Below are 18327 nucleotides of genomic sequence, written 5' to 3' on the forward strand. Positions count from 1 at the left end.
GTTATTTCTCGGTCTGAAGTCCAGCTCGCCTGGCCAGGAACTGGGTATACAGTCCACCGGCTACGTCAGCGCCGATAACCGCAATCACAATGCCGAGCCCTGCCGCGAGATAGAGGTTGCTCCAGATCGCCATAGCCATCAGCAGCGTTGCCATACCGAGCAAACCCGAAGCCAGGAACCGAAGAGCTACCCGCTGCAGTATCTGGCGCAAGCTCAGATCCGCACCCGATGCCCGCAACATCTCTCCTGACAATCCGGCCATGCTCAGCAACACCAACAGCCACAGCGGCATGTCGGCGAGCGCCTGATGCTCGTTGTCCATTTGGTTTCCTCAAAACTAGGTCGGTGCCTACGACATCGGTATCCGCTAAGTGCAGGCGTAGGCCTGAAAACGAAAAGCCCTGCGCTATGGCAGGGCAAGTAATAGGTATAAAAAACCCGGCTCAGGGCCGGGCTTTAGTAAGCGTCGCGCTGCGTTCACAGCAACACACGCTGCTATAAAAACACAACTATTCCGCGCGGAAAAGGATTTCTGTGCACCGATTTCAGGTAGGGGTGATGGCCAGGTTCCAAACACACGCTCGCAGCATGCTGATCTGGTCTCGAGATGGTCGAACGCCAAAGCGTTCGTGATACGCAAGATAATCTGAACATTGAGCCAGGGCGAAGGCCTCTCCGTGTAGCAGATCATTTCTCATTCGAAGAAGCAATCGGCATCTTTCCTCTGATTCCACTATACCCTTGGCGTTGTTCTTAACACCTTCTTTTATACTCTGATTGACCCGACCATTAACACCAAACAACGCATCAAAGGCGACACATAGCTGCATAAACCTGTCTCTTTCAGACTGTTTCCAGGCTGCACCACAACACTCTAAAGCTACAGCCAGCCGGTTGTCGCTCGCAGCTGCGATCATCGCTTTACGGACGAAATCGACCGTAGCGGATGTTACTTCAACAGGCGCAATCAAATGAGGTAATGGCGATGGAACAGAGCTAAAACTATAGCTACCCTGCTTAAGGACAAAAAGACCCTCAGGCTGTTTTGCACCTGAAATAAGCAACGAGTTCTTGAGCTCAAGACCAAGAAACAGTGCCCCTGCTATGCGTCGAAGCATAGCTTCCCCATGAGAATCATGAGTCGCAAAGCAGCCTAGCCAAGAGTCATCCTTAAAAAGCGGAGTTATTCTGAAACCTCTGCGTAAAGGCGGAAATTGCCCGGAGGCTATCTCGCTACGCAGGAAGTTGAATTTATCTGCTAGCAAACCTAGATCTTTGTTCCAAGACCACCAAACACATGACGGCTCGTTTATCTCGTCCACACAGGAAAGTCCTGTCATAGGTATTAGATAAAGACACTCATTAAACTTGTTATCGAGATAGTTCGAGAAACCAGCCGAAAAATTCACTACCATTTCTTCAGAAACACGATCCAGCACTGTACTTTCCCGATTCGAGACCGCTTCAAAAATCAGATTACCACCACCTAAATAATTGATCTTTTCAATGAAATAGTCCTGAAGAACTTCAATCGCTTGATCCACCGTGCCATCAAGTTTGCAACCGCAGACACTCCGTAGGAGCTTGAGCGCAGCGATACTTCTGCTATTCAAGTCTACGTAAAGCTCCAACCCAAATCCACCACCACCGAAATACTTCGATCCAGCATGAAAGGCCCATCGGCCGCCAGGAGGTGAGAATCTAAGGCTTCCCAAGAAGGCTTTCATCACTTCCACAATTTGTGATGAGTGTTCCATTTCCACGTTTTATTTTCCTTCCTGGCTAGATTGGGAGTGCTAATAGATAAAAAATATTTAGGCGGCCGGTCGCATTTCGCTCACCGCACAATCGATCCAAGCGGCGCCGGCCCTGGCTAGCTCTCGGGTCTTACCTTCACTGATGCCATAGTGCTTGCCAACCCGCGCCATCGGCCACTTTGCGCCGTAGTATAGCCAGATGATATCGCCCATTTGCTGATCGCGCGCAGAAAGCCGAGCCACCGCACTGTCGATGGCCAGCGCCCAGTCATCAGTGATGCAATAGTTCTTACTCGCCACGGGCTGTGGCACTGCTTGCTGCATCAACGCAAAAGTCGGCGAAGTGTAAATTGGCACACCCGCCCCATCCAAACGCCACCATCCCCACTGCTCCAAAAGATACTCGGTATCGCCCAACGGCCGGCCTGCTGGCTTGCGAATCATCATGCTCTCAATCCCCTGTGAAATTTGTTCCACCCGCCCCACGGCGGTTGCTTTCGTTGTAGTACCGCTCTGCACCGCCTGACCTGCCTAGACTTCTAAGCTCGAGGATCTCTTTTTCCGCGGCTTGAAGCTTGAAACTCAACTGAGTCACCAACTCCTCAAGCGAAAGCACCAACTTGGAGCCATCAATAACCCAACCGGAGCCGTTGCACTCAGTGCAAACCAATTCGAAAAACAAGCCCTGAACGACCGCTCTCCCCCTGCAGGCCGAACAAAGAACGAGATCGAAACGAGGTCGTTTAAAGCCATCCTGAGGACCCTTTTTCACGTTCTGCATTCTCCCCTGTAACTAATTCGTTGATTGGGCTGCGCCCCTTGCGCGGCTTAGCTTGCGGCCCTTGGTGAGGAATTGCGGATTGCACGCCCGTCAACCCGTGAATAGACGCAAACCCGATCCCGTCTAACCACTCATGCCATTGTTCCAAGGCCTCTCGTCGCAGGCCGTTGCCCTTGGTTTTGATGTAGGTATCAGCAACTTTCCCGAGCGAGTGGTTGAGCAGCATTTCGCCAATAAACCCGTCCACCCCCATGTCGAGCCAAGCGGTGCGCGCCACCTTCCGCAGGTCGTGGCTTGACCATTTGCGACTGGCCAGGCGACGGAATACCGACGAGGCCTTGCTGGCACTCATGGGCTGCCCTTTGCGGCCTGGGAACAGGTACTTGCCGGCATACCCGCTTTCGAGCTGGATGGCACGGTACCGGCGCAGTAGGGCACACACTTGCGGAGTCAGCGGCAATCGGTGCTCGGTGCGCGTCTTGGTGCGTTTGGCTGGAATGAACCACTCAGCGTGCCCCAGGGCGAAGTCAGCCCATTCTGCTTGTCGGCTCTCGCCCACCCGGGTGCCGTGGCAGATCATCAGCAGTGCCAGCATGGCGTCGACGGGCGAGGAGCCGAATAGCGCCCCCAGCGCAGGCATAACCTCTCGTAGGTGGTCGGCACGGAGTCGGCCGTCCTTTGGTGAAATCTTGGTCTTGATGAAGTTCGTGAATTTCATCTCAGCCATAGGATTGCTGGGGATTAGCCCAAGCGCCCGGGCCGTGCTCACAGCCAGGCTCAACACCCTGAAAATCTGCCGAACGTAGGACGTGGAGCATTCAGCCTGGAGCGGCCACATCAGCGACTTGTCCAGCACTGCTGGGGTCAGGGCGAGTATCGGCAACTCGCCAAGGCGGGGTTGCAAGTGCTTATCGACCACCGTGCGAACAGTGCTCTTCCACGAATCGGACAGCGAGGCGTCACTTGCAACTCGGTCCTTGAACCAGGCCAGCAGGTCGCTGAACGTCACTAGGCCAGCCAATGCAACCATCTCATCCGGGCGGCCAAGCAAGCGCTGCCGCAGGCCAGGCAACTCGGCGAGGATGGCCGCAGGACCATACTCTGGGAAGCGTGCGAGCCGATTCCACTTGCGGCGAACAACCAGGAACCACGTTCCAGCCTGTCGGCTCTGGTCAAATCGAAACCTCAAGCCCGGGTGGCGCGGGTCTCGTAGGTCGCGCACTCCGAGCACAGAGGACTGCCGTCGGATCTCGGCATCGGACAGCTTCACCGCTACAGTTGCACTCACGCCGAAACCAGCCCCTCACACAGCAGCAGGGCCTGGGTACGCATGACGCCCTCGGCGTGGTACTGCCTGGCCTGGTCACGACCGATGTCGCTACGGCGACCATCACAAACATCGTGGCAGGCGCTGCAGGCCCAGGCGCCCTGCAGGTCGTTCGGCTTGTATCCAACACCGCAGGTGCCGGCCATGCGGTAGTGCGCCAGGACGGTGGTTTCCGGGTTGCCGTTGCACACGCCCGGGATGCGCACCTGGCACTCCCGGCCGCGCGCGGCCTTGGTCAGCTTGGTTTGCCGCATGGTCAGGCCTCCTCCTTGCCTCGGTGCGATTCCCACTCGAAGGGCACAATCACCCCGCCACCTTCGCGCAGGCGGTCGTAGCACCGTTCGCCCATCGCGTGACGCAGCTGGCTCGCATCCAGGTTGGAAATCACCACCGTGGGGCGCATTTGCTCGTAGCGCCCGTTGATGATTGAAAACAGGGTGGTCAGCTCGAATTCACTGGGCTGCTCCTTGCTGACCCCTACCTCGTCCAGGACCAGCAGCGACGGCTCGATCAGGCTGGACAGGATGTCGGCCTCTGACTGCTCGCTATGCCGGTCATAGGTCGCCCGGATGGATTGCAGGACGGCGCCGACTGTGCGGTACACGGCCGTTGCCGAGGTGTTGCGCATCAGCTCGTTGGCCATGCCGGCGCCCAGATGGGTCTTGCCGGTACCGACCTTGCCCAGCAGCATCAGGCAGCGACCGGTGCGCTCAATTTCCGAGAAAGCTGCCACGTAGCGGGTGCAGTAGGCCAAGGCTTTGCGCTGCCCTTCGTGCTCGACGCGGTAATTGGCCAGGGTGCGGTCGGCGAAGCGCTTGGGGATCAGCGCCGAACCCAGCTTGCGGGTCATCGCCTCACGCTTCAGGCGGGTTTCCTCCGCCAGTTGCTTGGCTTCGCGCTCGGCAACGGCCGCTTTTTCGCACACAGGGCAGCGCCCGACGATTTCGCGGCCCATCAGCATGGTTACACGCTGCTCGAAGTCGCCGTGATGCTCGCAGTGCGCGGGCTGGACACGGAAGCCCGCGGCGTTTCTCACCTCGGACATGGTGATCACCGATTCAGATCGCATAGGTGCCGTCCTCTCGCGCGGCCAGGCCGGCGGTGTAGTCGCGGTCGTCGAAGCCGTGGTGACGGCTGTGCTGTTTGGCCTGAGCAGGCAACTGCGCACTGATGCGCTTGGTGACCCACTCCACCTCGAAGCCGCGCCACCCGTTCTCGACGGCGACTTCCAGAGCTTGGGCTGGCTGGATGCCGAAGGCCTTGCACTGCTCCAGCTTGACGTTCAGCCCAGCCCAAATCCGGGCGGTCACTGGCGCCTTGGCAGCCTTGCGGACAGTCAGGTAGTCAGCGATAAGCGATTCATCCAGGCCGTGAGGGTTGTCAGCCAGCATGGCGGCCTTCCCGAACGGTGCTTTGCGGTCAGCTTTGGCCGGAGCCGGCTGCTCATCGCTGGGGGGGCATGTATTCTCTTCCGAAGGAAGAAATACATAGGGGGTTAGATTCTTAGAATAAGGAAGGGAGTCGGCGGTTTTGGTCTGTTTCGACTCATCGCCGATTCGGACCACTTCAGCCGAGTCGGCGGTTTTGGTCTGTTTCGGATCAATGACGTAGACCCAGTCTTTCGGGTCATTCACGCCGATGTCACCCCGTGCACCGCCCTCGCGGAACAGAACCCGACGACGCAGCAGGCTCGAAACCGCCTTGGATACGCTGTCAGGGTGGGCGTGGATGGCTTTCGCGATGTCGGAAGCTGGGATGCGCTGAGAGCCCGCCCCGAAGTTGATGGTGGCCTTGGCCACGTACAGCACAATCTTCATCTCCCGGGCCGGGAGATCGATAGCCAGCAGGCCATCCATGAGCTGGTTGTCCATCCGGGTAAACCCCCTGGACTTGTCAAGTGGGACGATGTTTGTCATGCTTAAACCCGTTCAAATGCTGTAGAGAAAGCCGCCCTGCCAGGCGGTTTTTTTTCGTCCGCGATTCCAATACTGGATGAATTCGCAGGTGTTTCAGTCATCTACTGGCGCAATGCCAGATAGGCGAGAATTTCTACAAGGTCACGCAACGGCGTCCCTCCTTCCTGCCTTCAGCGCCCCTTTGGTCAAGCGCTCGATTTGGTACTGGCGCAGCTCAGGAACGTCACCCCATTGGCGAACGGCCTCATAGGTCACCCCTAGCGCCTTCGCCAGGGCGGAAATCGACCCGAAATATTGGATTGCCTGGCTTTTGGTCATGGCGACCTCCTCTGCTCGTCTCGACATTCAAGCATGCTTGCATATTCAAAACAAGCATGCTTGACAAGCAACCTTGTAGATTGCGCGAATGAAAACTACTGATCGAATCACCAAGCTCGTCCTGACTCGTCGCCCCGAACTGGGCGTTCGCAATGTCAAACGCGACATCGCAAACACCTGCAGCATCAGCTATGAGGCTGTCCGCCAGTGGTTCGCCGGTGATACAGAGAACATCAAGAACGAAAATCTCGTCGCGCTAGCCGAGGGTTACGACACGACTGTCGATTGGCTTTTGTCAGGTAAGGGCGAGCCGCCACGCAAAGGGGCCGCTAAGCAAGAGCAGGACAAGCAGGCAAGTGCACCAAGCTCCGCCGCCGACGCAGTCCGTAAGATGCTTGAAAAGCATGGAAAAGGCCTGACCGCCGAGGCCAGGCAGCGTATCGTCAGCGCAGTCGAGGATGACCCTCAAGGGGAGAAGGAAAGCGGTTTTTTGATCGCTGCCAACCCTGTTACCAAGGGCGACATCTCTATCCCACAGTACGACATCCGGGCAGCCATGGGCCATGGCCAGGTGCCGGCCGAGTACAGCGAAGTCATCAGGAATGTGGTCATCCGGGAAGAGGTGCTGCGCGAGAAAGGTGTGACTTACACCGCTGCCAAGGCCCTGGCCATGATCACGGGCTGGGGACAGAGTATGGAAGGCACCATCAACGACAAAGATCCCGTGATCGTTGACCGCGGAGTGAACGAGTACCAGGGAGAAGGTGTTTATGTCCTCACCTGGCATGGCGATCTACTCATCAAGCGCCTGCAGCGACAGGACGAGGATCATGTCTGGCTTATTTCGGACAACCGAAATTATGAGAAGCAGTCAGCTCGCGTCGACGACCTGACGATTCACGCGAAGGTTTTGCTGGTCTGGAATGCGCGAAAGGTATAGCCCTCCGTAGGGACGATTTGAGGAAATAGCGATGTCGGAAGAAGAGGTCCCGAAGCACAGGTACGCAGTCTCCATCGATGATTTTTTGAGATTTCTGGTGGAAGTAACGGGTGATACCACATGCCCTGCATGCGGCAATGAGCAGTGGACAATGATAGGTACGAACCAAACCGATTCTGCGTATCGGCTTTATACATCTTTGCGCGATGGCAAGGGTCAGAAGGCCCTTAATACATTTGCTATCTATTGCAATGAATGTGGGTTTGTACGCCAGCACCTGGCAAGAATCGTGCGGGAATGGGTGGACAAAAACCCTGCGCCAGAGCAGCTTGAACTAGAAAACCTTGATGAGGCAGGGCCGGATGACAGCGAGCAAATTTAAGTCGCCCGCCGAACTACGGGACTCGCTAGAGAATGTGATGCCCATGTATGGGAGGCCATCACAGGACCAGCAGCCTAATGCTGACAAGGATCAAGAGAGGGTACATACTGCTCGCATGAATGACATCACTCGTGAAGAGCTCAGGGCCACTCTATCCGACATTGAAAATCGGATGGATAGGCGTTTCGAGCGTCTGGAACAAGCGGAGGAGCGTCGTGCTGAGGCATGGCGCAGAGAGCAAGAGTCCTATCGGCATGAGCAAAACATGCGGGATAAGCTTTATGCTGAACGCTTTGAAGCCACGTCCAAGCGTCTAGAGGATAGGGATAAAGTCATTGATGCCAAGCTGGACTCGATCACCTCGTCCGTTAAGCTTATGAGCGAAAAAGTTGATGGCTTCTCCGGCGATCTAGCCGCAAAAGTCAAGGAAGTCCAAGCCTCAAACAAGAGCACTGTTTGGGCAATTCTGGGGATCGCAGTATCGGTCGGCATAGCCACGGTCATTGGTCTTTGGGGTGCTAATTCCACCATCGTCGGAAGCGCCACATCAATTTTTGCAGCTGGCCAACAGCAGACCACACAGCAGCAGTCCTTACAGCAGCTGATTGAAGAAGCTAAATCACAGTCTGCCGAGACTCGGGCTTTGCTTGAAAAAATCAAAGCTGATTCCAAAAAGCCTCCGAATGGCTAAAAGCGCTTAGAAAAAGCCCGCATCCGCGGGCTTTTTCATGTCGTCAGAAAGGCGCCTCCTCTTCGTGGCGCACCAGGTCCAGCTCCACTTCCCTCTCTATCACCCGATCATCATCCGTTGGTGCATCCCATTGAAGGATCACCGAACCGTCATCACAAAACGCCATGTCCAAGCCGTCTGTCTCTGACAACAGATCTATGATCGCGCTCCAATCCTGATCCCTGTCCGTGTCCAAACGATGGACCAGTACCTTCCTGCCGTGCTGCGCGAGTGGCGAGTTGATCATCGCTGAAACCCTCAAACCCAGCCGCTCAAGGCTCGTTAGCTCTTCCATTCGAACTGCAATTTCCTGCGCTGACATCAGAAAGCCCCTACACACTGGATATCCATACAGTACGAGAAAAACACACAAGTTTGCTTGCATTTAAAAAACAAGCATGCTTTTATGAATGCAAGTTCGCTTGCATTTGCACCGGGCTGGCAGCTACGGCAGCCACCGCTCTTTAAAAACCAGCAGATGAGCCACCAGGCGCCGAGTAAATCCGGCAATTGAGTTCTGGTGGACATTACGCAACACAGCAAGCTTCCTCGCTCGACATGTCGGCCCGCAGGTTTGCTGAGCAACACCGATTTCACTGGCTGGCCTTGGCGACAGGGCCAGACGGGAAATCAAAATGCAGATAGAAGTTGCCATCCACGGTACGCCGCTGCGGCAGCAAACAAGAGCGCAGCAATCATCAGGAGGCATCCGGACACGTTAAGTTGGCGGGGGCGTCCATAAGCTTTCAGAACCCCACCATCAGGATTGGGGATTAAGCGTACCCGGTAGGGTCTGAACGCCATTTCGGCCAGTCCCAGAAAGAGGCCGGCTGCGGAAGCTAAAGCGATCATCGAGTTATCCACCTTGAGATCAACTGTGATAGCTGCGACGAGAAGCAAGAACGAAAGAATCGCCATGATTTTGAACCATTCATCCGCGACGAATTTTGCAACCACGGAAACTGCCACAGTTGCGCCCTCCTTTGCTGGCTGTGTTGTGTGAGAGCGCTCAGCCTAGCGCAAAGCCCGTCACCTGGGCAGTGGTGAGATGGCCGCTGGCCATCAAGCAGTTGGCACCGACTCAGCATGACCAAAACTGCCCGCTCAACCTAGCTCCCCGTCACTAGGCTGCATCGGCCGGGGCGTTTGCCCTCCCCTGATACGGGTGGTACCGGCAGCGAGCGTCACGACCAATGCAGCCCACCGAGGACTCTTCATGGAAACGATCACTTGCGGCTCATGGATTGGCCAGCTCGGCAAGGCGCTGGCTCCCCGTGAGCTCGAAGCACTGTTGTGGGTGGCCCAAGGCCTCACCACCAAAGAAATCGCCCGCCAGATGGCGGTCAGCCCAGGCACCGTGGCCAATCGCATCGAGGCCGCTCTGTTCAAGCTGGAGGCCGGCCGCCGCATCGAGGCGGTCACCAAGGCCATGCGCCAGCAGATCATCAGCCCGCTTTGCATCGCCCTCGCCGGCCTCATCGCTATGCATGCGGTGGTTGGCGACAGCGACCCCATGCGCCGCGACCGCCGCGCGCCGGAGCGCCGCACCGCCCAAGTTCGAATCGTTCGCAAGGCCGAAGCCTACGAATACCACGCCTGACCTACCCGAGGATCACACTATGCAGACAGCAATGCACCCTGCTTTCGAGCAGAAGATTGCCGTGCTCGCGGCCCTGCTCGAGCGCAGCAAGTCAGCCAGGACCGAGGCGCAAGCCAAGGTAGGCCAGCCAGCACCGCGCTACCAAGCCTCGGGAAAGGGCGGAATGTGGGATGTGGTCGAGATCGCCACCGGCGCCGTGCACGGTTTCGCCTTCAGCTACCGGGCCGCGCTGCGGTTCGTGGATGCGATGGAGGCCGGCGCGGCGAGCAAGACCGGTACGCAGCAATGAGCAAGCGCAAACCCCACAACATGCGGGCTCGCTTGGTGAGATCCTGTCGGGCACTGGGGTCTAGGCCAACCACGCCGCCGTGGTGAACATCGCCCCCAGCGGCCAGCAGGTACTGATCAACTGGAACATCTCCAGGCTGCATAGAGTCACCGGCACGACCCAACTTGAGATGGAATATAAAAAGAAGCGAGCAAACCCTAAACAGGCTTATCGGGCTGCTTGCCTACACTCTTCGCCCACCATATCGAGAACGCAACGCCAATCGAGCCTAGTCCACCCAAACATAAAAAAATAAATTGCCAGATCCGATTCAAATCCTCTCGCATAGACACCTTGTCCTGGAGTACCGCCTTGGAAAGGTTTTCGTAATCTCTTTTGAGGATCGGTAATGCGAGAGCCTTTACCGGGTCGGAAGTAATAGCTGTCTCAAGATCCGACAAGCGTTTCGACAATTCAGACAGTCTAGCTTCAATGGGGGCAAGATCCACCTCTGACTGCGGAGGTAACTTTACTTGCTGCAAGGACTTAATCTCATTATTCAGCACATCTAGCCGATACTTGAAATCATTCAGACTTTCTGCAGACGCATATTGTCTACTGAAACTAGAAACCACAACCTCAACAGCGTCTGAAGTATTGCTTTTGGTGTCAATAAATCCGGAAAATGAAAACGCGGCCATGATGGCTGAACCAACTGCAGCAACTCCAGCTAACCCTAAATCTCGAATCTGCCGCTTTCTTTCTTTTCCCTTGATATAATCTTCAGCGCTAGTTGGATCCATCAAAAATTCTCGCCTTTAATTGAGAAAGATAAAGAGCAGTGACAGCTTCATAGGTCGCAGCCTCTCCTGACGCGCACGTCAATATCATTATGCTACCACAGCACATCCGGCCACGGAGGTTCCACCATGCCCATTCACCACGCAGTGATGCACTTCATCGACAAGAAGCCGGACGGCAGCCCCGCAGCCCTGCACATGGCCAGCGCCAGCCTGCCGGATAGCGGCGCCATCGAGAACCTGGTGAACGATGTGAACGACGGCTACAACGCCAATACCCGCAAGGCGTGGGGCTTCTTCCACAGCGAGGCCGGCGCCTACCCTCTCAGCGGGTGGCTGGCCAAGGTCGCCAGCGGCGACATGCAGTTCATCGACTTCACCCGCACGGCGGTTGAGCACCTAACGCGACTCATGGAGGAATCTAATCTGGCTGTTGGTGGTCACGTACTGTTCGCGCTGTACCAGCAGGGCCTGACCGAATACCTGACCATCGCCATCCTGCGTCAGGCCGAGACGATTTCGGTTGCCGATGACCTCTCCGTGTCGGTTTCGCGCCACCTCGATACCAGCGCCCTGCACTTTGCCGCTCGGATCAACCTGAGCGAGTGGAAGAACAATCCAGCGTCGCGGCAATACATTTCGTTCATCAAGAGCAAGAGCGGCAAGCGGCTTTCGCACTATTTCCAAGACTTCATCGGTTGCCAGGAAGGGATCGACAGCCCAGGCGAAACCCGCACGCTGCTCAAGGCCTTCAAAGATTTCGTAGAGGCCGAAGAACTGCCCACCGAAACCGCCAGCGAGAAGAGTCAGCACTTGGTGGCCTATGCCCAAGCGCAGGACAAGATCGGCGAGCCGGTCAGCCTGGACGAGCTGTCCGAGGCCCTGGACGAAGACAGGCCGAAGTCCTTCGCCGACTTCATCCGGGCCGGCGACTACGGGATATCCGAAAGCTTTGCCGCCGACAAGCGCACCCTGAACCAGTACCGCCGCTACACCGGCCGCGCCGAAGGCATGTCGATCAGCTTCGAAGCGCACCTGCTGGGTAGCAAGATCGAATTCGATCACGAAAGCGCCAGCTTGACCATCAGAAATCTACCAACGCAACTCGCCAGACAGCTAACTAAAAGCGCAAATCAGTCCTGACCTTTTCCAGACTTAACAGCACGGTAAAGAATAGTGACAGCACCAGCAGCTACCGCTAACAATAGCGCTCCGATACCTTGGAGTATTGTGTTCTGCTGGGCCCATAGCCTGTCTGAATCGACTTTTGCAGATATTCTGTATTCTTCAAACTTTCGACCAAGCTCATCATAATCTCGGCGAAGCATCGGAATAGAGAGCGCTTTTTCCGGATTATCACTTATAGCTTTTTCAAGCAGTTCTACACGTGTTTTCAGCCTAGATAGATCCTCTGTGAGAATTGCGTTGCCAAGACCTAAAAAAGGCCTGTCACCTGACTCCTCCATGGTGGATTTCAGGCTACTCACAAGATCTTCTTTCGCCTTTTCGTAATCAGGAACCTCAACTAAATCCCGCTGCTTGTAAAGCTCAGCTATTAGAGAGCTTGCGTCGAACCGCTCTGGTCTATCTTGCACTAGCAACTTGTATCCGATTGAACTGACACCCAAAATACTAGTTATGGCCATCGCAGCGGCAAAAGACATTCGCTGCTGCTTGTACTTACGTTCCCGCTTATCAAGCCTCTCAAACTTCTCGCGCTCAGATTCAATGAACCTTTTAAGTTCTTCTTCTACTTGCGTCATTTCCGAGCACTCACTCCTAGATATTTTGATTAGCGACCAGGCGAGAGAATGCCACACAGCCTACTCAATTCAAATACCGCCAACCCTTCCGGCAATGGAGAAGAACCATGAGCACATTCGCAGTGTTCGGCATGACCCGTGATGTAGCGCTGGCCGAGGCCAGGAAGACGACCAAAACCACCAAGCCCAGCGGAAAGGTTGGCTGCCCCCCCATCGACCTCACAGTCGCTGAATTGGATGAGGCGGTCGACAAGCAGGCGCTAAAGATCATGCAGGGCAAGAAGGTGCGCCAGCTCAGCCCTACCTTTGATGCGCCACAGTATGCCGAGCAGTTTGTCTCGCTCGCCCGCAAGGGCGGCAACTGCCGAGACCTCCGGATCAGGGCCAGGTGCAACCTGACTGACGCCGAGGGCAATCCACTCATCGACAAGAAAACGAAGGCGCCGAAGATTGGCTGGGTCGACTACCAGCCCGAGATGACGCCAAAGGTTGCATAGCCGAGGACCACCAATGCCCATCACCTACGGAAGCGTCTGCAGCGGCATTGAAGCTGCGACCGAGGCTTGGCACCCACTGGGGTGGACTGCCGACTGGTACGCCGAGATCGAGCCTTTCCCGTGCGCGGTATTGGCCTATCGGTACCCGAACACGCCGAACCACGGCGACATGACCCGCCTGGCAGCCATGGTGCTGTCCGGAAAGATCAAGGCGCCCGAGGTGCTGGTCGGTGGAACTCCCTGCCAGGCCTTCAGCGTCGCCGGAATGCGCGAAGGCCTCGCCGATCCCCGCGGCGCCCTCACCATCAAATACGTGGAGCTGTTCGATGCAATTGACCATGTTCGAACCATACGCGGCGAGCCCGAGGCCGTCTGCCTCTGGGAAAACGTCCCCGGAGTCCTCTCCGACAAAGGCAACGCGTTTGGCTGCTTCCTCGGCGCCCTGGTGGGCGAATCCGAAGAACTCCAACCGCCAGGGGGCAAATGGAAGGACGCTGGTTGTGTGTATGGACCCACGCGAACAGTCGCATGGCGGGTTCTGGATGCCCAATATTTCGGCCTGGCCCAACGACGCCGCCGTGTGTTCGTTGTCGCAAGTGCTCGAGCAAGGTTCGATCCCCTCGAAGTACTTTTTGAGCGCGAAGGCACTCGCAGGGATAGCCCACCGGGACGGCCGGAGGAGTACGCACTTCATCCTACTCTCACGGCACAAGGGGGTGGCTCTCTCGATGACAGAGAGGCATATGTGCTGGAACCGGAAGGCATCCGCAGAACCAGCCCTCTCGAGTGGGAGCGGTGCCAAGGGTTCCCCGACGGCCACACCATGATCCCCTATCGCGGCAAGCCCGCGGAGGAATGCCCAGACGGCCCACGCTACAAGGCGGTCGGCAACAGTAAGGCCGTGCCCGTGGTCCAATGGCTCGGTCGACGCATCCAGCTTCAGCTATCTAGCGACTAAATTTCTTAGCTCACGATGAACGACACGATGACAGTTCGCGCAAAGGCATTGAAGATCGCTCAAGCTGGTCCTGTGGTTCGCCGTCATAGCTGACACGCGCACTTCCCGATGATGCACCTCAATGCAAGCCTCACCATATTCATCGCCATAAATCTGCACCGGGTCCATCATGCAACGCTCGCAAAATAGTCGGCCATGCACGCGTCGAAATAGGTCCTTCTTAGCCTGTGCCGCCCCTCTGGCACGCTCACGGCGCAGGTGTTCCACTAATTTCGGCTGGCCTTCCGTCCAAGAGTGATCGTCAGAGGGAACAGGATGTACCTGCCCAGTGGCTAAGGTGTCTTTAGAAACGACATTGAACCCCGCTGCCTCGAGTACTTCGAAGCAGACAGACCCTACACCTGCTGTGAAATGCTTGGGTAACACAGTGAAGCCTAAGGCCTTAGTGGCGGCTAGCCCAAATACCGCTTTCGGTGGCAGCCTTAGACAGTCATCGACGAGCAGGTCATAGTCAGTTGAAGGTCCAAACCCTGGCGGTTCAGTGCCATTGCGCATATCTTCGATTGCCAGCCAGACGTGTTCTGCAGTAACGCCTCTCAAATCCTCAGCAGGGACCCTGTCTAGACTCCGCATATCCTTTTTTACTGGCAGCCCGCCCAAGATGCTTTCCAACTGGCCTGAATGCTCGTTGCCTACGCGGATTCGGATTCGGCGCGTTGAATTACCACCGGAGGTACTACCTATGCGCCCAACGGATTTCATACGGGAAGCTATTAGCTTCAGCGCATCCTGAGTAGAGCCGTGTGCGTCAGATAATCCGAAAATTGTTCGGTCCGTTATCGGCAAAGCCTGCACCTGGCTGCTATCGACCCAAACCTGCTGTATGCCCACCGCATGACCCTCCAGCTTATCCAGCAGCACAGCTAACCCGAGCGAGTAGTCTGTATTGGTTGCACCCTTCCCTTTGGTTCCACCCCGGCTGTGGAAAATGATCGACTCGCTATCGATCTCGTAGTGAGCGTCCAACCTCGTGCCGTCATCATCAACCACTTGGAAAACTTGCCCCATCTGCTCACTCTCTTTGCATGGAAGTGCGCCAAATCCTATCAGCGTTGGGTTCCCAAGACGTTCGAATTCAGCCGCGCGTCAGCATAGCTGTAGTCTCGATCTGTAACCCCTCCCCCCTCTATTCACTGCCGCGATATGGCGGCCAGGGATCAGCTTCGGACGCGCTTCACTGCTCCAGCAGCCATGAGGGCGGCGCCTGGTATCCAGAGGCCTGGCATTGAGGTGCCCAAGCCGACAGCAAGCAGGGCGATACCACAAGCAAACATAGCGTTCTCCTTAACCGAAAGATCCATATCGAAACCCCGCCATTTAAGCACAAGCCGGTCGCAGGAGCGGCCAAGGAAGAAGTCATGCCGGCAGAAAAGCAACTCATCCAGCAGCTGCAGGTCGCTCGCGACGAATACGGCTTCTGGACCCATCCGGCCTGGCCGGACGACGGCGACGAATGCGTACTGCCATTCAGCTGGTTCGGCGACCACGGTCTGGAGTACTGCGTGCTCGAGATGGAAAACGACGGCCCGGAAGAGCTGAATGCGGAATGGTTCGACACCGGCGGCGACTATGACTGCACGGCTTGGCAGCCGAGCAAGCCGACCGGTGAAGGCTGGTTCATCTTTTCGATCCACGACACCGAAGACGGTCCTGTCTGCGTATGGGTCCGCCACAAGGTGCAGCCATGACCGGCCTGATCGAAGTGAGGGTATCCAACCTGGCCGGCGCGCCGCTGGACTGGGCTGTGGCCATGGCTGAGGGGTTCGGGATAGATCCCGAGTGCCGTACAACCGTGTGGCACCCTGGCGGCTTGCCTTGCAGCATCAGTATCCGCGGCGCAGCAGAGAACTTCGGCTGGCGACCATCCACCAACTGGGCACAGGGCGGTCAACTGATCGACAAGCACAGCGGCACCGCTCAGCACATTCCGGGGCTGCCTGCCGATCTGTGTTACGCCGGTGGCCCGGCCGGTGCAGGAGTGTGGTGCTACGGCCCCACAGCCCTAATCGCCTTCTGCCGGGGCCTCGTCAACCACAAGCTTGGCGATACCGTCCAGGTACCTAAGGAGCTGATGCAATGATCGCCCTCGCCAATATGGCCAATCTGGTATGGAAGGCGCAGCGATGATTCCGCACACCGGCGTGCTGCGGCGCAAGCTTGAAGCAGCGCTGATCCACCTGGCCATCGCCATTCTTTCCGGTCGGAACGTCACTCGATCAGGCGTCGTCAGTCGTCGCGATAACAACGACATGTACGCCATGGCCGAGAAGCTTGAAGACATCGCTGACCGCATCGCCGACGGCTACCCGAAGCCATAACCCTCCCCTTACCACTCAAGCCCGCCGTCATGCGCGGGCATGGAGAGACTCATGCTCAATTTTTTGGCCCGCCTGTTCAAGCCCAAAAAGAAGCCGGCACAACGCGCCGCGCTCGGTCCGACCGGGTATGCCCGTGGCCACAGCCCGGCATCCGGTCGGCAAGACCCGATGCTCGACCCGCTCAACTCCATGAGCCCGGTCAGCCCCATGCATCCCATACATCTGGCGGACAGCTACGAGCCGACTCGCTCGAGCAATTCGTGCGCCAGTCGGGACTACAGCAGCTACGACAGCGGCAGCAGCTACTCGTCGAGCGACAGCAGCAGTTCCAGCGACAGCGGATCCAGCTCCAGCAGCTGCGACTGACACCAACCTGCCGCCACCGGCGGCGTGGAGACCACCATGCAAGACGAAGAACGCAAACCGGTGACCTACGTGTCCGACAAGGTCCCGGAGGAAAAAATGGCTGAGCTGGTCGGTACGACCAAGCGGGCCCTAGAAGGTAAGCGAAGCCGCGGCGTAATACCCGAGGGGGTCTGGAAGAAGATCGACGGCCGGATTTTTTATAGCATCAGGAGATACGAAGCGTGGCTAGAAGGAAGCTGGGGCTACCCGCTGGAGTCGAGTTCATCGGCAATTCAATCCGGATCCGTTTTACTTGGAACGGTGAGCGTCGCTCCGAAACTCTCGCGTATCCCCAAACCGCCAAGGGGATCAAAGCGGCAGCCGATTTACGCGCTCAAGTAATCAGCCTGGCCAAGCACGGCGTTCTGGATGAAAGACGGTACGCCGAGCTATTTCCCGCCTCGAGCTATACGGCGCCAGCCAAGGAGCTGATGTTTGGCGAATACGCTCAAAGCTGGCTGAACAGCCTGGAAGTGGTACACGACACTCGGGTCAACTACAAAGGCTTGATGAACAACTATTGGATGCCCCACCTAGCAACGCTGCCTATCAAGGCAGTCACACCAATGGTGCTAAGGAATGTGGTCGCGAAGACGGAGTGGAAGAGCCCGACAGTCAAGCGCGCTGCAATCGCCAGGGTCAAGGCGATGTTTCGCGCAGCGATGTATGACGAGGTAGTAGACAGGAACCCGGCGGCATCGATCCAGCTGCCGCAGAAAAACAAGAAACAGGTCGACCCCTTCACGGTGGACGAAGCAGACTCTCTGATTGAATGGATGTATGCGAATTTTTCCCGGTGCAACCAGGTGTTCGCGGCATTCTACGAGTTTGCCTTCTACACCGGCATGCGCACAGGCGAAATCATGGCGCTGCGCTGGGACGAGATCGATTTCGACAAGAAGACGGCTCACGTCTGCCGAATTGTCGTTGAGAAGCAGGTGATGGAGCGGACCAAGACCAAATACACTCGTACCGTTATGTTGAACAGCCGTGCCCTGGGCGCACTGGCCCGGGCCAAGCAGATCGCACACGACCGGTTGAAGCAGAAGCGGCGAGTCTCGACCGAATCGCCTTTCATCTTCCAACCTTCGGGGTCATCGCCGCACATCACTGTGCCTGAAACCGCAGGCAAGCACTTCAACCACGCTGTCGAAGCGAAGGGTTTCAGACATCGCCCACAGTACAACTGCCGGCACACCTATGCCACGATGTGCCTCATGTCAGGGATGAATCCGGCCTTCATTGCAGGACAGCTTGGGCACTCGGTTCAGGTGCTGCTTTCGACCTACGCGAAATGGCTGAATTCGGCGAACGATTGGGCCGAGCTGGCGAAGCTTGAAACGAGCGTAATTGGTACAAAATTGGTACAAGATTAAATTTCGTTCACCTTGCGCCCTTTAGTCATAAGGCATTCGACAGCAATTCAGCCATACTCCAGAATGCAGCGGTTTTTAGGGGGAAAACCCTTGCACAGCCAACGACATACCAACTTTTAGTGAGCCTCAAC

At 56.7% G+C, this 18327-nt stretch carries 26 protein-coding genes; 13 read left to right on the forward strand and 13 right to left on the reverse strand.

Annotated elements, in window-relative coordinates; all coding sequences use genetic code 11:
- Position 1: 1 nt before the first annotated feature.
- From ACIQYU_RS18160 to ACIQYU_RS18195, 8 genes are all read right to left on the reverse strand, one after another.
- A complete protein-coding gene (locus tag ACIQYU_RS18160; protein WP_402801267.1) occupies positions 2 to 322 on the reverse strand; it encodes a phage holin family protein in 321 nt (106 codons plus the stop codon).
- A gap of 223 nt (positions 323 to 545) precedes the next feature.
- A complete protein-coding gene (locus tag ACIQYU_RS18165; RefSeq protein WP_402801269.1) occupies positions 546 to 1763 on the reverse strand; it encodes a hypothetical protein in 1218 nt (405 codons plus the stop codon).
- A 51-nt stretch (positions 1764 to 1814) separates the two neighbouring features.
- Positions 1815 to 2204: an antiterminator Q family protein gene (locus tag ACIQYU_RS18170; RefSeq protein WP_402801272.1), complete on the reverse strand. Its 390-nt coding sequence runs from the start codon at positions 2202 to 2204 to the stop codon at positions 1815 to 1817.
- A gap of 296 nt (positions 2205 to 2500) precedes the next feature.
- Entirely contained in the window at positions 2501 to 3826 is a 1326-nt protein-coding gene (locus ACIQYU_RS18175) for a tyrosine-type recombinase/integrase (RefSeq protein ID WP_402801274.1), read from the reverse strand.
- Entirely contained in the window at positions 3823 to 4119 is a 297-nt protein-coding gene (locus ACIQYU_RS18180) for a DUF1364 domain-containing protein (RefSeq protein WP_402801277.1), read from the reverse strand. The genes ACIQYU_RS18175 and ACIQYU_RS18180 overlap by 4 nt, the downstream gene beginning before the upstream one ends.
- Positions 4120 to 4121: 2 nt before the next feature.
- Entirely contained in the window at positions 4122 to 4934 is an 813-nt protein-coding gene (locus tag ACIQYU_RS18185; protein WP_402801279.1) for an ATP-binding protein, read from the reverse strand.
- Positions 4924 to 5781, reverse strand: coding sequence for a replication protein (locus ACIQYU_RS18190; protein ID WP_402801281.1), 858 nt, complete (start codon positions 5779 to 5781; stop codon positions 4924 to 4926). The genes ACIQYU_RS18185 and ACIQYU_RS18190 overlap by 11 nt, the downstream gene beginning before the upstream one ends.
- Positions 5782 to 5922: 141 nt before the next feature.
- Complete coding sequence (locus ACIQYU_RS18195) at positions 5923 to 6099, reverse strand: Cro/CI family transcriptional regulator (protein ID WP_402801283.1); 177 nt, start codon at positions 6097 to 6099, stop codon at positions 5923 to 5925.
- An 88-nt stretch (positions 6100 to 6187) separates the two neighbouring features.
- Here ACIQYU_RS18195 and ACIQYU_RS18200 point away from each other — a divergent pair, with 88 nt between their 5' ends.
- The 3 genes from ACIQYU_RS18200 (at position 6188) to ACIQYU_RS18210 (ending at position 8112) form a co-directional block, all read left to right on the forward strand.
- The gene (locus tag ACIQYU_RS18200) at positions 6188 to 7039 is read left to right on the forward strand and encodes an XRE family transcriptional regulator (protein WP_402801285.1); all 852 of its coding nucleotides are present in this window, start codon (positions 6188 to 6190) and stop codon (positions 7037 to 7039) included.
- A gap of 31 nt (positions 7040 to 7070) precedes the next feature.
- A complete protein-coding gene (locus ACIQYU_RS18205; RefSeq protein WP_402801287.1) occupies positions 7071 to 7421 on the forward strand; it encodes a hypothetical protein in 351 nt (116 codons plus the stop codon).
- Between the two features lie 115 nt (positions 7422 to 7536).
- Positions 7537 to 8112: a hypothetical protein gene (locus ACIQYU_RS18210; RefSeq protein ID WP_402801289.1), complete on the forward strand. Its 576-nt coding sequence runs from the start codon at positions 7537 to 7539 to the stop codon at positions 8110 to 8112.
- 43 nt (positions 8113 to 8155) lie between these two features.
- Here ACIQYU_RS18210 and ACIQYU_RS18215 read toward each other — a convergent pair whose 3' ends face one another.
- Both ACIQYU_RS18215 and ACIQYU_RS18220 read right to left on the reverse strand, forming a co-directional pair.
- Positions 8156 to 8473, reverse strand: coding sequence for a DUF1654 domain-containing protein (locus ACIQYU_RS18215; protein ID WP_402801291.1), 318 nt, complete (start codon positions 8471 to 8473; stop codon positions 8156 to 8158).
- A 308-nt stretch (positions 8474 to 8781) separates the two neighbouring features.
- Positions 8782 to 9120 (reverse strand): hypothetical protein, encoded by a 339-nt coding sequence (locus ACIQYU_RS18220; RefSeq protein ID WP_392524657.1) that lies wholly within the window; start codon positions 9118 to 9120, stop codon positions 8782 to 8784.
- A 247-nt stretch (positions 9121 to 9367) separates the two neighbouring features.
- Between ACIQYU_RS18220 and ACIQYU_RS18225 the strand changes: the two genes are divergently transcribed.
- Positions 9368 to 9751, forward strand: coding sequence for a response regulator transcription factor (locus tag ACIQYU_RS18225; RefSeq protein ID WP_402801294.1), 384 nt, complete (start codon positions 9368 to 9370; stop codon positions 9749 to 9751).
- A 19-nt stretch (positions 9752 to 9770) separates the two neighbouring features.
- Positions 9771 to 10040 (forward strand): hypothetical protein, encoded by a 270-nt coding sequence (locus ACIQYU_RS18230; RefSeq protein WP_402801297.1) that lies wholly within the window; start codon positions 9771 to 9773, stop codon positions 10038 to 10040.
- A 197-nt stretch (positions 10041 to 10237) separates the two neighbouring features.
- On the opposite strand, the gene ACIQYU_RS18235 is transcribed toward ACIQYU_RS18230, so the two are convergent.
- Positions 10238 to 10822 (reverse strand): hypothetical protein, encoded by a 585-nt coding sequence (locus tag ACIQYU_RS18235; RefSeq protein WP_402801300.1) that lies wholly within the window; start codon positions 10820 to 10822, stop codon positions 10238 to 10240.
- A gap of 126 nt (positions 10823 to 10948) precedes the next feature.
- On the opposite strand from ACIQYU_RS18235, the gene yejK reads away from it, so the two are divergent.
- The gene (gene yejK, locus ACIQYU_RS18240; RefSeq protein ID WP_402801303.1) at positions 10949 to 11962 is read left to right on the forward strand and encodes a nucleoid-associated protein YejK; all 1014 of its coding nucleotides are present in this window, start codon (positions 10949 to 10951) and stop codon (positions 11960 to 11962) included.
- Here the strand turns inward: yejK and ACIQYU_RS18245 are convergent.
- Positions 11953 to 12582: a hypothetical protein gene (locus ACIQYU_RS18245; protein WP_402801306.1), complete on the reverse strand. Its 630-nt coding sequence runs from the start codon at positions 12580 to 12582 to the stop codon at positions 11953 to 11955. The two genes, yejK and ACIQYU_RS18245, sit on opposite strands and share 10 nt — an antisense overlap.
- A gap of 107 nt (positions 12583 to 12689) precedes the next feature.
- Between ACIQYU_RS18245 and ACIQYU_RS18250 the strand changes: the two genes are divergently transcribed.
- Positions 12690 to 13079, forward strand: a complete 390-nt coding sequence (locus ACIQYU_RS18250) for a hypothetical protein (protein ID WP_402801308.1) — start codon at positions 12690 to 12692, stop codon at positions 13077 to 13079.
- Positions 13080 to 13092: 13 nt separating this feature from the next.
- Positions 13093 to 14037, forward strand: coding sequence for a DNA cytosine methyltransferase (locus tag ACIQYU_RS18255; RefSeq protein ID WP_402801311.1), 945 nt, complete (start codon positions 13093 to 13095; stop codon positions 14035 to 14037).
- Here the strand turns inward: ACIQYU_RS18255 and ACIQYU_RS18260 are convergent.
- Positions 14023 to 15105 carry a hypothetical protein gene (locus tag ACIQYU_RS18260; RefSeq protein ID WP_402801314.1) on the reverse strand — a complete coding sequence of 361 codons (1083 nt, stop codon included), beginning with the start codon at positions 15103 to 15105 and terminating at the stop codon, positions 14023 to 14025. The two genes, ACIQYU_RS18255 and ACIQYU_RS18260, sit on opposite strands and share 15 nt — an antisense overlap.
- Positions 15106 to 15455: 350 nt before the next feature.
- Between ACIQYU_RS18260 and ACIQYU_RS18265 the strand changes: the two genes are divergently transcribed.
- The 5 genes from ACIQYU_RS18265 (at position 15456) to ACIQYU_RS18285 (ending at position 18196) form a co-directional block, all read left to right on the forward strand.
- Entirely contained in the window at positions 15456 to 15785 is a 330-nt protein-coding gene (locus tag ACIQYU_RS18265) for a hypothetical protein (RefSeq protein ID WP_402801317.1), read from the forward strand.
- A complete protein-coding gene (locus ACIQYU_RS18270) occupies positions 15782 to 16177 on the forward strand; it encodes a phage protein NinX family protein (protein WP_402801320.1) in 396 nt (131 codons plus the stop codon). The genes ACIQYU_RS18265 and ACIQYU_RS18270 overlap by 4 nt, the downstream gene beginning before the upstream one ends.
- 43 nt (positions 16178 to 16220) lie before the next feature.
- Positions 16221 to 16415 (forward strand): hypothetical protein, encoded by a 195-nt coding sequence (locus ACIQYU_RS18275; protein WP_402801323.1) that lies wholly within the window; start codon positions 16221 to 16223, stop codon positions 16413 to 16415.
- A 51-nt stretch (positions 16416 to 16466) separates the two neighbouring features.
- Positions 16467 to 16781, forward strand: coding sequence for a hypothetical protein (locus ACIQYU_RS18280; RefSeq protein ID WP_402801326.1), 315 nt, complete (start codon positions 16467 to 16469; stop codon positions 16779 to 16781).
- A 221-nt stretch (positions 16782 to 17002) separates the two neighbouring features.
- Entirely contained in the window at positions 17003 to 18196 is a 1194-nt protein-coding gene (locus ACIQYU_RS18285) for a tyrosine-type recombinase/integrase (protein WP_402801329.1), read from the forward strand.
- The last annotated feature ends 131 nt before the right edge of the window (positions 18197 to 18327 follow it).

The sequence above is a fragment of the Pseudomonas sp. NPDC096925 genome, from assembly GCF_044762545.1.
Taxonomy (GTDB): Bacteria; Pseudomonadota; Gammaproteobacteria; order Pseudomonadales; family Pseudomonadaceae; genus Aquipseudomonas.

Excerpts from the sequence above, each read along its gene's own strand:
- ACIQYU_RS18160 (WP_402801267.1), bottom strand. The coding sequence starts at position 322 with ATGGACAACGAGCATCAGGCGCTCGCCGACATGCCGCTGTGGCTGTTG.
- ACIQYU_RS18170 (WP_402801272.1), bottom strand. The coding sequence starts at position 2,204 with ATGATGATTCGCAAGCCAGCAGGCCGGCCGTTGGGCGATACCGAGTAT.
- ACIQYU_RS18180 (WP_402801277.1), bottom strand. The coding sequence starts at position 4,119 with ATGCGGCAAACCAAGCTGACCAAGGCCGCGCGCGGCCGGGAGTGCCAG.
- ACIQYU_RS18185 (WP_402801279.1), bottom strand. The coding sequence starts at position 4,934 with ATGCGATCTGAATCGGTGATCACCATGTCCGAGGTGAGAAACGCCGCG.
- ACIQYU_RS18190 (WP_402801281.1), bottom strand. The coding sequence starts at position 5,781 with ATGACAAACATCGTCCCACTTGACAAGTCCAGGGGGTTTACCCGGATG.
- ACIQYU_RS18195 (WP_402801283.1), bottom strand. The coding sequence starts at position 6,099 with ATGACCAAAAGCCAGGCAATCCAATATTTCGGGTCGATTTCCGCCCTG.
- ACIQYU_RS18200 (WP_402801285.1), top strand. The coding sequence starts at position 6,188 with ATGAAAACTACTGATCGAATCACCAAGCTCGTCCTGACTCGTCGCCCC.
- ACIQYU_RS18205 (WP_402801287.1), top strand. The coding sequence starts at position 7,071 with ATGTCGGAAGAAGAGGTCCCGAAGCACAGGTACGCAGTCTCCATCGAT.
- ACIQYU_RS18210 (WP_402801289.1), top strand. The coding sequence starts at position 7,537 with ATGAATGACATCACTCGTGAAGAGCTCAGGGCCACTCTATCCGACATT.
- ACIQYU_RS18215 (WP_402801291.1), bottom strand. The coding sequence starts at position 8,473 with ATGTCAGCGCAGGAAATTGCAGTTCGAATGGAAGAGCTAACGAGCCTT.
- ACIQYU_RS18225 (WP_402801294.1), top strand. The coding sequence starts at position 9,368 with ATGGAAACGATCACTTGCGGCTCATGGATTGGCCAGCTCGGCAAGGCG.
- ACIQYU_RS18230 (WP_402801297.1), top strand. The coding sequence starts at position 9,771 with ATGCAGACAGCAATGCACCCTGCTTTCGAGCAGAAGATTGCCGTGCTC.
- ACIQYU_RS18235 (WP_402801300.1), bottom strand. The coding sequence starts at position 10,822 with ATGGATCCAACTAGCGCTGAAGATTATATCAAGGGAAAAGAAAGAAAG.
- yejK (WP_402801303.1), top strand. The coding sequence starts at position 10,949 with ATGCCCATTCACCACGCAGTGATGCACTTCATCGACAAGAAGCCGGAC.
- ACIQYU_RS18245 (WP_402801306.1), bottom strand. The coding sequence starts at position 12,582 with ATGACGCAAGTAGAAGAAGAACTTAAAAGGTTCATTGAATCTGAGCGC.
- ACIQYU_RS18250 (WP_402801308.1), top strand. The coding sequence starts at position 12,690 with ATGAGCACATTCGCAGTGTTCGGCATGACCCGTGATGTAGCGCTGGCC.
- ACIQYU_RS18255 (WP_402801311.1), top strand. The coding sequence starts at position 13,093 with ATGCCCATCACCTACGGAAGCGTCTGCAGCGGCATTGAAGCTGCGACC.
- ACIQYU_RS18260 (WP_402801314.1), bottom strand. The coding sequence starts at position 15,105 with ATGGGGCAAGTTTTCCAAGTGGTTGATGATGACGGCACGAGGTTGGAC.
- ACIQYU_RS18265 (WP_402801317.1), top strand. The coding sequence starts at position 15,456 with ATGCCGGCAGAAAAGCAACTCATCCAGCAGCTGCAGGTCGCTCGCGAC.
- ACIQYU_RS18270 (WP_402801320.1), top strand. The coding sequence starts at position 15,782 with ATGACCGGCCTGATCGAAGTGAGGGTATCCAACCTGGCCGGCGCGCCG.
- ACIQYU_RS18275 (WP_402801323.1), top strand. The coding sequence starts at position 16,221 with ATGATTCCGCACACCGGCGTGCTGCGGCGCAAGCTTGAAGCAGCGCTG.
- ACIQYU_RS18280 (WP_402801326.1), top strand. The coding sequence starts at position 16,467 with ATGCTCAATTTTTTGGCCCGCCTGTTCAAGCCCAAAAAGAAGCCGGCA.